General features: G+C 68.3%; 8 protein-coding genes. 2 read left to right on the top strand and 6 right to left on the bottom strand.

The annotated features are described in order from the left end of the window. Nucleotides 1-22: 22 nt before the first annotated feature. Nucleotides 23-1,423: an MFS transporter gene (locus ACFV6H_RS17020; protein ID WP_384978096.1), complete on the bottom strand. Its 1,401-nt coding sequence runs from the start codon at nt 1,421-1,423 to the stop codon at nt 23-25. Nucleotides 1,424-1,808: 385 nt separating this feature from the next. Beyond that, nucleotides 1,809-2,498, bottom strand: coding sequence for a hypothetical protein (locus ACFV6H_RS17025; protein ID WP_385542353.1), 690 nt, complete (start codon nt 2,496-2,498; stop codon nt 1,809-1,811). A 473-nt stretch (nt 2,499-2,971) separates the two neighbouring features. Between ACFV6H_RS17025 and ACFV6H_RS17030 the strand changes: the two genes are divergently transcribed. Further along, the gene (locus ACFV6H_RS17030) at nt 2,972-4,177 is read left to right on the top strand and encodes a glycosyltransferase (protein WP_385542355.1); all 1,206 of its coding nucleotides are present in this window, start codon (nt 2,972-2,974) and stop codon (nt 4,175-4,177) included. 85 nt (nt 4,178-4,262) lie between these two features. On the opposite strand, the gene ACFV6H_RS17035 is transcribed toward ACFV6H_RS17030, so the two are convergent. The 4 genes from ACFV6H_RS17035 to ACFV6H_RS17050 form a co-directional block, all read right to left on the bottom strand. Further along, on the bottom strand, nt 4,263-5,282 hold the full coding sequence (locus ACFV6H_RS17035) for an MBL fold metallo-hydrolase (protein ID WP_385542357.1): 1,020 nt from the start codon (nt 5,280-5,282) through the stop codon (nt 4,263-4,265). Between the two features lie 273 nt (nt 5,283-5,555). Further along, a complete protein-coding gene (locus tag ACFV6H_RS17040) occupies nt 5,556-6,830 on the bottom strand; it encodes a cytochrome P450 (RefSeq protein WP_385542359.1) in 1,275 nt (424 codons plus the stop codon). A 525-nt stretch (nt 6,831-7,355) separates the two neighbouring features. Next, nucleotides 7,356-8,087, bottom strand: coding sequence for a Clp protease N-terminal domain-containing protein (locus tag ACFV6H_RS17045; protein ID WP_385542361.1), 732 nt, complete (start codon nt 8,085-8,087; stop codon nt 7,356-7,358). A gap of 158 nt (nt 8,088-8,245) precedes the next feature. Beyond that, complete coding sequence (locus tag ACFV6H_RS17050) at nt 8,246-10,981, bottom strand: LuxR C-terminal-related transcriptional regulator (protein ID WP_385542363.1); 2,736 nt, start codon at nt 10,979-10,981, stop codon at nt 8,246-8,248. 203 nt (nt 10,982-11,184) lie between these two features. Between ACFV6H_RS17050 and ACFV6H_RS17055 the strand changes: the two genes are divergently transcribed. Beyond that, nucleotides 11,185-11,765: FG-GAP repeat domain-containing protein (locus ACFV6H_RS17055; RefSeq protein WP_385542365.1), on the top strand; the 581-nt coding region annotated here is incomplete at its 3' end.

Here is an 11,765-nt window from a genome sequence, read left to right on the forward strand (position 1 = left end):
CCCGTACCTCCGCGCGGCGGAGTCAGGAGCGCGGCGTACGTACGGACGCGGACTCGGCCCGGCGCGGCGTCGGCACCTTCGTGGAGTCCGGCTCGGCATCGACATCCGTGAGATCGCGCTGCCGGGTCTCCCGTGCGCAGAGGATCGCCACGACGGTGATCAGCGCGGCGGCGATGACATAGAGGGAGATCGGCGTCGAGCTGTCGTAGTCGGCGAGCAGCGCCGTCGCGATGAGCGGCGCGGGCGCACCGGCCGCCACCGAGGCGAACTGCGCGCCGATCGAGGCGCCCGAGTACCGCATCCGGGTGGCGAACATCTCTGAGAAGAAGGCCGCCTGCGGCGCGTACATCGCACCGTGCAGCACCAGCCCGACCGTGACGGCCAGCAGCATATTGCCGAAGCTCGCGGTATCGATCAGCGCGAAGAAGGGGAACATCCAGGCACCGACGCCGACCGCACCGATCAGATACACGGGCCGGCGGCCGATACGGTCCGACAGCGCGCCCCAGAGCGGGATCACCGCGAAATGCACGGCGGAGCCGATGAGTACGGCGTTGAGCGCGGTCTGCTTGCTCACCTCGGCGGCGGTCGTCGCGTACACCAGGATGAAGGCGGTGATCACGTAGTAGCTGATGTTCTCCGCCATCCGCGCGCCCATGGCCACCAGCACATCCCGCCAGTGGTGCCGCAGAACGGAGACGATCGGCGTCTTCTCGGCCGTGTCCGCCGTGGCCTTGCGCTGTTCGGCCTGGGCCAACGCCGCCTTGAAGACCGGGGATTCATCGACGGAGAGCCGAATCCACAGACCGACCAGCACCAGCACACCGGACAGCAGGAACGGTATGCGCCAGCCCCATGAGGTGAAGGCGGCGTCCGAGAGCAGCGCGGTGAGCGCCGAGAGCACGCCGGTGGCGAGCAACTGCCCGGCCGGCGCGCCGGTCTGCGGCCACGAGGCCCAGAATCCGCGCCGCTCGGCGTCCCCGTGCTCCGACACCAGCAGCACGGCCCCGCCCCACTCACCACCGAGCGCGAAGCCCTGGATCAGCCGCAACACGGTCAGCAGCACGGGAGCGGCCGTACCGATGGTGGCATGCGTGGGCATCAGCCCGATGGCGAAGGTCGCGCCTCCCATCATCAGCAGACTCAGCACGAGCAGCTTCTTACGCCCGAGCCGGTCGCCGAAGTGCCCGAAGACCAGCGCGCCGATGGGCCGCGCGGCAAAACCGACGGCATAGGTGAGGAAGGACAGCAGCGTCCCGACGAGCGGATCGGAGTCGGGAAAGAACAGCTTGTTGAAGACGAGAGCGGCGGCGGAGCCGTACAGGAAGAAGTCGTACCACTCGATGGTCGTGCCGATGAGACTCGCGGCGACGATGCGCTTGAGCGAGCTGGGTGTTGGGGGAGCGGATGCCGAGGCAGCCATGGTCACCACTTCCGAGCGGGTCCGGGGACGGTTGTTGTGTCGCCACACCGTAGGAATGCCCAGGTCAAGGGCCCATGTGGTGGGACACCATAGTTCGGGGCTGGGGTGTGCGTGGGCGACCCATGTCATCACCTGTTCTCGCCCGTGCTGACTCGGCGCTGACTACGCTGCCGACCGGCCGCCGTGTGCCAGAGCTGCGCTGCGATGCCCGGCTCGCCGTTGCTGTGTCGGCTGCTGTTCCGCGGCACCCGGCCTGTCGTTGCACCCACTCCGGTGCGGCCGAGTGCAAGAACAGCACGTTCCCGTACAAGAAGGAGGCCAACGGCACCTACAAGAAGGGTCGTGAATACCTCGGCTCCGATCAGACTCGTCGGCGCCTGGGGAGTCAGCCCGCGGTGGTGTTGTAGTTGACGATTCGCTCCACCATGAGAGCGACCGCACCGGCCAGTGGGCTGTCCGTCCCTTTGCTCACCACATCAGGTAACCGGTGTGCCTCCTCCTCGGTGGCGGCCACCATGCCCCAGAACGCGTTGAAGCCCGAAGGATCCGCCGGCTTTTCGGCGGCTGCCCCGACCGTCACGACGCCGTCCCCCTCGACCACGGCCAGCGCGCCCATCTGCTGCAGCGTGTCGGGATCCCGCTCTTCGGCGGCCACTACGCTCCAACCCGCCACCCCTATTTGTCGCAATGCGGCGAGAAGACTGCCAGCACTACCCGCGCCGGTGACAACGATGTCAGGCAGGACGAGGGCCACCGGCCCTTGCGTCATCGGCAGGGCGGACCGGATCGCCCCGTCGAGCCCCGGTTCAAACGACTCGTCCTGGTAGACAAAGACAATCTGAAAGGTCTCGGCGTAGCGCGCGAGATAACTCACCGTGTCCAGCTTGTGTGTCCTGAATACGACGACCAGGCGTACGTTGAGTCCGCTTTTGGCCAGTTCAACAACGGCCTCCAGGCTGCGGTCCAGCACAGTGACCCCAGGAGCCAGACAGTGCAGCTCCTTCGAGTAGGGCGCCCCGAAGCGCGTTCCGAATCCGGCGCAGGGCAAGATGATCGAAACATCAGGGATGGGCACGGACGAACTATGCATTGAGTGGCTCTCAGGTTGTGTTGACGATCGGGAACCTTGCGCGCCTCACCGGGTACGGGCCGCCCAAGACCGACGCCGCACCGTCGGCCTGGAAGGCACGCTGGCGCTCACCGTAGCCACCGAGGACGGCTCCACGCGAGAGGGAGCACCGTCACCCGGCTCACCAGGCAGTGGACCGACCACCACACGGCGCTCCACGACCGGCACCTGTCCGGTGTCGACTGCTTCCAACTCCGGTACGACGGCGCTCACTTGCGCATCCACCTGAGTGAGGGCAAGGCGTGCACGGGCCCTGCCACCTTGGTGTTCGGGGACCACCGCCGCGTTCAGTACCACGCGACGTACACTGCTGCCGCGCACCCGCTACGACCGACGCATCGCCGTCAACGAGGACCGCTCGAAGCCTGGGCGGGCACGGGCCGGAACGTATGGGAAGACAGAACGAAAGAGGACGCAGAATGCGGGTGTTGTTGTCTACATACGGGACGCGTGGCGACGTCGAACCGCTGGTGGCACTCGCGGTGCGGCTACGGGCGCTCGGCGTGGAGGTGCGGATGTGCGCCCCGCCGGACGAGGAGTTCGAGGAGCGGCTGGCAGGTCTCGGGGTACAACTGGTGCCGGTCGGGCCACCGGTGCGGGCGTTGATGCGCGGGACGGCTCTGCCGTCGGCGGCGGATCTGTCCCGGTACCGGACCGAGCTGGTTGACACACAATTCGACATCTTCCCTACGGCGGCCGACGGATGTGACGCGCTGGTGGCGGCCGGCCTGGCGCAGATTGCCGCGCGGTCTGTGGCCGAGGCCGCAGGCATCCGCTACGTGTACGCGAGCTATTCAGCGGTCAACCTGCCGTCGCCGCATCATGCGCCGCCACCGCGGCCGGGCTGGCCGGAGCCGGAGGTGAACGACAACCGGACGCTGTGGGAGCTGGACGCCCACAACGTGAACGCGCAATTCGGCGAGACGCTCAACGGCCACCGGGCATCGATCGGTCTGCCACCGGTGGACAACGTCCGCGACCACGTCTTCACCGACCAGCCGTGGCTGGCGGCGGACCCGGGTTTGGGACCGTGGCGGGAGACCCCGGGCCTCGACGTGATACAGACGGGTGCCTGGACCCTGGCGGACGAACGCCCGCTCCCGGCCGAATTGGTGACGTTCCTGGACGCGGGCGCGCCGCCGGTCTACGTGGGCTTCGGCAGTATGCGCCCGTCGCCGGACATCGCCCGCAGGGCCATCGAGGCGATCCGCGCACAAGGTCACCGCGCACTCGTCTCCCGCGGCTGGGCGGACCTGGACCTGGTCGACGACCGGGACGACTGCTTCGCCATCGGCGAGGTCAACCAGCAGCGTCTGTTCGGCAGGGTGGCCGCCGTGGTACACCACGGCGGCGCGGGCACGACGCTGACGGCCGCCCGGGCGGGCGTGCCGCAAGTGGTGGTAGCTCTCCAACTGGCGGACAACCCGTACTGGGCCGGCCGGGTGGCAGACCTGGATATCGGCGCGGCACTCGATGGTCCGACTCCGACCATCGAGTCCCTGAGCGTCGCGTTCAAGACGGCCCTGGCACCCGAGACCCGGGCGCGGGCAAAGGCTCTGGGCACCGAGATCCGCACCGACGGAGCGACGGTGGCCGCGAGCCTGCTGCTCGACGCCCTCCGGTGAGCGAGGCCGACCCGGCCCGCCGGCCTGGGATGGAGAAGGCTCACACCGTCACCGTCACCGTCACCGTCTGCCGACCGTGGGCCGGTCAAGGCTGCCCAGAACCACCAATCGCACCGGCAGCCGCTTCGGCGTCGGCGATCCTCCCGCGCAGCATGAGGTTCATCACCGCCATGAACCGCTGCGTCCGCGGCCGGCCGAGTACGAAGGGGTTGACTCCGTCGGGCCGGTTCCGAAGCTGCTCGGCGCGTTCGAGACCGTAGTCGTTGGGGTGGTTGGACAGTTCCACGTCCACGTTCGCCTGCCGGATCCGGTCCCGGAAGGAGTGGATGGATGCCAGGTAGGTGCGCAGCTCCGTGAGTGTGTCGGGCGGGTTCATGCCGCCCCACAGCATGGCGGTGTGGCGCTCACAGCCCGCCCGCACCGGGATGACCGACGAGACGGTGCCCGAGGTGTGGCCCGGGGTGTGGTGCAGTTGGATCGTTGTGCCGCCGAGCGTGAGCCGTTGCCCGTCCGCGATCTCCAGGTCCCGGGTGGGGGCATTGTCCGGACGGGTACGGGCGATGAGGTCCCAGTCGGCCCGCGTCATCAGAACGCGTGCTCCGTAGCGGTCGGCGAGGTACTGCGCGCCGCCGAAATGGTCGTCGTGGCCATGGGTGACGACGACGTACTTGATCGTCTCCGGATCGGCTCCCAGCTTGCGCAACCCGGGGACGAGAATGTCCTCGGCCTCCGCGGGGGAGGTGAGCGCGTCGATCAGTACGATCCCGTCGTCGGTCAGCACCGCCATGGCGGAGACCCAGCCCGCGCTCAGAAAAGCCAGGTTGTCGAAGATCTTCAGCGGCTCCGATGCGGGCGGGCGGGGAAGGTCGATGCCAGGGGTCAGAGCCGTCACGAGGGCGCGCAGGACCGGATCGCTTCCGGCCAGCCTGCGGGCACGGTCGTGGTAATCCTGTGCATCCGCTCCGACGGTCACGGCCACGGCCGGTGAGGTGAGACCGACCGAGCCGGCACTGGCACCGGCAGCGAGTGCGAGGGCGGCGAGTTGGCCGAAGCGACGCCTGGACAGATGGCCGGCTAAGTCGTCGTGTCCGGGGAAATGGGTCATGGTGAGTCTCCTGGTTACCGCTCTGACGCGTGAGCCGAATCGGGATCACGATAGGCGAAGGAGGCGGAGTGACAGTCATTCCTGCGCTCCGCACGACGCATCACCCTGCACCGGCCGAACAACTGGCCCTGGCAGCACGCCTGGACACACCTCTTCGACACCGTCCACGGCCCACCCGGCCCGGCCTGACGGCCCCTGCCGATGAGTCGGCCCTGCTCATCGAAGTCGAGGTTGGGCGACGGCCACGGTTCGGCGTACCTGCGACAGTTGCCGCTACCCGGTCGGCAGGAAGCGGGCTCTGAGGTTTGCGGGGGCCAGTCGGTCGACGAACTCCGGTGTCACCGACGCGGCGTTCGGTGATTCGATGGTGAAACGGTGTGCCAGTCGGGAGGTGGTCAGCGTCAGCTGTCGCATGGTCAGCGCCGAGCCCAGGCACACCCGTGGTCCGGCACCGAACGGGAGGTAGGCCGGTCCGGGGGCCGATCGTCCGTCCAGCCACCGGGTGGGGTCGAACTCGTCCGGTCGGGGCCACCACCGGGGGTCCCGGTGGATCAGATAGGGATTGAGCAGTACGTCGTCACCGGGGCTGAGCGACCAGTCGCCCAGGGTGGTCGCCGTACTGGCGGTACGGGTCATCAGCCACGCGGGCGGATACAGCCGGAGCGTCTCCCGGACCACGGCCTCGGCCAGCGGGGTGCCGTGGTCCGCCGGACCGTTCGCCTCGTCGCGGAGGTCGTCCACGAGCCGGGGGCGGCGGGCGAGTTCCCATACGACGGAGGTGAGCGCGGCGGCAGGGACGCCGTGGCCGCCCATGAGGACGCTGTGCAGCGTCGACACCACGGTGTCGACGGGCGGGGCCGGTTCGGCGGCGAGGAGAAAGCCGAGCAGGTCGTTCCGGGGCGCGTCGGACTTCGACGCGCGCCGCTCCCGGACCATGCCGGTCAGCGTTTCGGTCAGACGCCGGTAGGTGTGGAAGAAGCGGCGGTGGCGGGGGAGCGGCAGCCACGCGGGGAACTCGTGGGACGACTCCGCGAAGGGCTGGGTGGCGCGGACGGTCTCGTGGAGCAGCTCGGGGATGCCGGCGGAGTCCGCGCCGAAGCAGTACTCGGCGATCGTCCGGGCGGTGAGCGTCCGCATCGTGGTGAGCACGTCGACATCACGGCCGGCCCCGTCGGCGATGACCGCGTCGAGGATCGCGACGGTCAGGTCGTCGGTCGTGGCTGCCACCGTACGGTTGAGCCCCGGCCACGCGGCCCGGCGTTCGGACATCCAGGACGTGGCGTGTGCGGTGGCCTGGTCGAGATCCCGCCGCATGTCGAAAGGCGCCAGCTCGGTCACAAAAGCGTCGCCGGTGCGGGCGAGCGCCTCGTGGGTGAGTTCCGGGTCGATCACGAACAGCGTGTGCTCGTCGTAGGAGAAGACGTCACCGTACTCCCGGTGGCAGCGGCGCAGGAAGCCGATCCGGTCGGCCTCGTACTCGCGGGTGTTGCCCCTCAGCCAGTGCCCGCGCGGGCCCGGCGGCCATCTGAGCTTCTCGCGGTGCGCCATGCGCCCTCCCCGGTGAATCGCAGGTGAATCGCAGGACCCCTCGTGAGGGATCCTGCGATCGGCGTTCTCCGCTGAGCGGGTCGGGCTACCGAGCGTGGTAGGGCCAGTAGATGTAGCGTCCGCTGACCCGCTTCCGGCCCACCAGGTGAGCCACCAGGCGGCGTGTCCGTTTCATGAACACCTCACTGCCATCAGGGCGAATAGTTTTTCGATCGTGCCACGGTCTCTTGCACCGGGCAATATCGCGTCCCGGGTTCTCGCCGGATGCTGTGACATCAGGTGATGTCGGGTCAGGTGGGATGTGTGGCACGGAGGTTCGTGCAACGCAGGTTGGAAAACATGCGGGCCTACCAGTCCCAAGGGCCGACTGCCTCGTGCCGGGCCTCGCCCGCTTCCTCGACGCCGTCGGGAGCGGGCGACCCTCCATGTCCCTACGGGAGTTGCTGTCGCCCGTCCGGCTGATGGAACGGGTGGTATCGCTGCTGCGAGGGCCCGCCCGCCGGGCACGGGCGCGCCGCGCCACTGCTACTCCTGGAGCTTCTCCCGGATCGCCACCAGGGCGGCGGACACGTGCTCCTCGGTGCTTGTTTTGTCGAGGCCGAGCCCGCTGAGTACGCCCTCGCCGTCCTCCTGCTCCAGCAGCGCCAGCAACAGGTGCTCCGTGCCGACGTAGTTGTGGCCCAGCCGCAGTGCCTCGCGGAAGGTGAGCTCGAGGACCTTCTTCGCCCGGGCGTCGAAGGGCACGAGGTCGGGCACGGGCTCACCGGAGGGCTCCGGCAGCGCCCCGGCCACGGCCTCCCCGACCGTCTCCAGATGTACGCCCTGGGCGACGAGCACCTGTGCGGCCAGCCCCTCCGGGTCGTCTAGCAGACCGAGTACGAGATGCCCTGTGCCGATCCGCGTGTGACCACCTTCGCGGGCCTTGTTCTGGGACGCCACGACGACGCTCCTGGCCCGCGGGGTGAACCTGCCGAAGTCCTGGTTCGCGTCGGGCGCCGGCTCGTCCTTCGTCACGAACCGCTTCTGGGCGGCCTGCCGTGTGACGCCCATGGACCTGCCGATCTCGGTCCATGAGGCGCCGGAACGGCGGGCCTGGTCGACAAAGTGGCCGATGAGGTGATCGGCCACATCGCCGAGATGGTCAGCGGCGACGACAGCGCTCTGGAGCTGATCGAGGGCGTCGCCGTGCACCTTCTTGATCGCCTCGATGAGGTCGTCGAGGCGGACGGGATTGGTCATCTGAGTCGGTTTCACCATGAGGCAACCCTAGGTTGACAGTCGAGCTTATGTCAACCGGTGGTTGACACCTTGGGGGCGAGACCGCCTGCACCGTCTCGTGTCACGGCCGCCGCATGCTCACCCTCCGCCACCGTGAACTCCACGAAACCCTGGCCGCCGCCACCAGCATCCACCTGTCAGTTCTCCATGGCATCGTCGGAGGATGCGCGGAGGCCGGCGGCGAGGACGTTCCGTAGCTCTTTTCGACTGGCCACACCGGTCTTGCGGTAGACGCGGTAGAGGTGGTTGTCGACGGTACGTACGGTGATGCCGAGTTGGCCGGCGATGTGCTGGCTGCTCTGTCCTGTGGCGGCAAGGCGCGCGATGTCGCGTTCCCGGTCGGTCAGTTGAGGTGTCCGGCAGGCGAGGACGGCGGGTGTCATGACGCCCTCGCAGTGCTGGGCGAGCTGATGGCAGTGGTCGGTGGCCCGTTGGGCGTGGTCGGTGTGTGCGTTGCGTGACCACAGGCGTGCCGCGTGCGCTGCGGCTTCGGCGGCGTGCAGATGCATGCCGACGGTGTCGAACGCCGTACAGACCCGCTCCACGGAGGCTGCGTCGCGGGCGGCGAGGGCTCCGGCGTGTTCGGCGTAGATCGCGATGTGCGGAGCGTCGGTGGCGTCGGCGAGTTCGGCGAGCCGGGCGGCGACGGACGCGGACTGACCGAGGCGTACCGGCAGGTGCAGCAACTCCGCTTCCCAGAGCAGGGCTTGCTGGTGCCGGGCGTCTTCGGCCGCACGGATCGCCTGCCGTGCGGCGTCGCGGAGACGGCCCTGAGCGGCCAGAATCCACGGTTGGGCCATCTGGAAGGCGAGGACATGGAGGACGCGATAGGACTCCACGCGGACCAGATGCGCCTGGTCGAGCAGTGCCCGCGCCTTGGCGGCGTCGCCGATCTGCGCCTCGGTGGTGGCCCACTCGCCGAGCAGCAGTGCCTGCTGGCCCCAGGTGGTGTCGTCGCGCAGAGTGGAAGCGGCCTCGCGTAGATGCCGCCGGGCCGTGCGCAGGAGTCCGGTGCGGTTGGCGATCCTGCCGAGGTAGAACTGCCAGAGGCCCTGGTTGCCCACCCACTGGGAATCGTGTGCTTGCTGGTACTGGGCGAGGGCGGTCGCTTTGGCTTCGCGCAAGTGTCCCGAGAACGCCTGGGCGTTGGACAGCCAGCCCAGCAGGCCGGTGTGGAGCATGGGTAAGTCGTCCTTGCCCGACGTGATCGCCAGAGCCGATTCGATCACCTGTAACGCTGCGCCGGTCCGGCCGTGGGAGAAAAGGTCGACGCACTCGGCGTAGCGCATTCTGAGGATTGTCGGTGTGTTCGGCGATACGCATCGCCGGGCGCGGGTGATGGCCTGGGCGTAGGCCGGCCAGTCGGCCTGCGTCGCGAGCAGGATGGCCTGGAGGGCGGCCAGTTCCGCGCGTGCGGCCTCATCGCTGATTGTCTCTTCGGTGCGGCGCAGCAGTGCCACCGCGTCGGCGGGCCGGTCCAGGGACAGATACATATTGGCGGCCCGCAGTTGCACCGACTGCAACTCGTCGCGCTCGGGTGTGACGGTCTGCGGCAGGCCGCTGTGGACCTGCTCCGCTTGAACACCGTGCCCGGTGTAGCCGAGCGCGACGGCCAGCGCGCGCCGGGCCGGCGCACCGCCTCCGGCATCACAGGACGCTTGGGCCAGCCGTGCCGCCAGGGCGAAGTCCATTGTCACGTTGGCGCGTTCGGCGGCGGACAGCAGGAAGTGCGGATCGGTGAGATCACCGCTTTCGAGGCGCCAGCCGCCGACACGCGCCAGGTCCTCGCGCCGGTGCATGCCCGTCCGCTGGATCGCTTCGGCCAGATCCCGGCAGTATCGCTGCCGCCGGTGAGGCGGAGTCTGCCGACGCAGCACCTCACCGTAGAGAGGATGGGCCAGCCGCAGATGTGTGCGTCGGCCGTCCTGCTCGCTGACGATGAGGTGACGGAGGTCGAGTTCGTCCATGACGGCGGCGCCGGTGAGCTGTTCAAGGACCGTCACACCGAGCGGTTCTCCCAACGCCAGGAGCTCGGCGGCGCGCTGTACCTCGGAAGGCAGCTGCCCGATACGCCGGCTCACCAGATCAACGAGCTGTGTACTGAGCTGGACCGGTCCCTGCCAGCGCCATACCTCCGCTACGACCGCGAGCGTTCCGGAGGCGAATCCCGCATCGACAAGCTGCTGCAACCACAGCACATTGCCACCGCTGCTCTGCCACAGCCGGTGCGCGGTCGAGGTCTGCACCGGTCCGCCCAGCGTCCGTTCCAGCAGGCGGCCGACGGAATCCGGATCCAGTGGTGGCAGATCGACCCGGGCGGCGTAGTCGCCGCGTACCAATGCCTCGATCGCGTCCGGCATCGGTACACCGGAGCGTGCGGTGAGAACGATCTGCGTTCCGCGGCGTACGGCCAGATGCAGCAGCAGGGCCGCCGAACCGTCGTCCAGCAGATGCGCGTCATCGACGAACAGGATCTGCTGTCCCTCGCGGACATCGGCGAGCAGTGCGTCGGCGAGGAGCGCGTCGGCCAGCATCCGCAGCAGATTGGGACGCCCGCTGGTGGTGGGCAACGTTGTCGGTAACAGGTGGGCCAGAGCGCCGAAGGGAATGCGCGCGGCGCTCTCGGTGGCCGATGCCGTCAGCACCCGCCGCTGGGACACAGCGGTTCGGGCCAGCAGTTCGCGGGCCAGCCGCGTCTTACCCACTCCGACAGGCCCCATGATCAGCAGGCCCGGCCGAGCCGGATCCCCCATCAGCGAGGTCAACTCGCTCAATACTCCTTCCCGGCCCGTGAGAGGCCAGGAGCGAGGAGACGGATGGGCTTGACGTCCAAGACGCCCTGGCGATACCGGACGTTCTTTCTGACCTTTCATCGGCAGCCCTTCCGCGTGAGATCAGCCCTTCGCCCACCGGACCCACAGGCCCATGACCGGAGTTGAGTATTGCATTACTCACGACACGACGTGGTTCCGAAGATTAGTTTCTCGGTGCCGCGTGGGGCGCGAAGAAATGATTCCCGAATGTCGCCCGCAGCCCTTTCGCGTACTGAAAGCACACCTTTGTCCATGGAGGCGCAATGAAGATCAGTACGAGCCCGCCATCCGCCTTACGCGTCCCCGGAAACCGGCGCAGACGGCGGCTGATCGGGTCTCTGACCGCGGCCCTGCTGGCCCTCGCCCTGCCGATGTTCGGCTCGACCGCTGCCGAGGCCTCGACCACCGCCGAGGCCGCGACCGGTGTCTTCTCCACCTTCGGCGTGGCCGACTGGGACAGCGACGGACATCCCGACATCATCACCCGGCACAACGGGACGAACGATCTGTGGCTCTACCCCGGTGACGGCCGACGTGGCTATTCCAGCCAGACACCGGTGAAAATCGGCAATGGCTGGGGCGGTTACACCTCTTTCGGTGTGGCCGATTGGGATAGTGACGGGCATCCGGACATCGTGACTCGGAACGATGGGACGAATGATCTGTGGCTGTATCCGGGTGATGGTCGGCGTGGGTATTCCGGCCAGGCACCGGTGAAGATCGGCAATGGCTGGGGCGGCCTCTCCTCCTTCGGTGTGGCCGATTGGGATAGTGACGGGCATCCGGACATCGTGACTCGGAACGATGGGACGAATGATCTGTGGCTGTATCCGGGTGATGGTCG

The sequence above is a fragment of the Streptomyces sp. NPDC059743 genome (assembly GCF_042732975.1).
GTDB lineage: Bacteria > Actinomycetota > Actinomycetes > Streptomycetales > Streptomycetaceae > Streptomyces.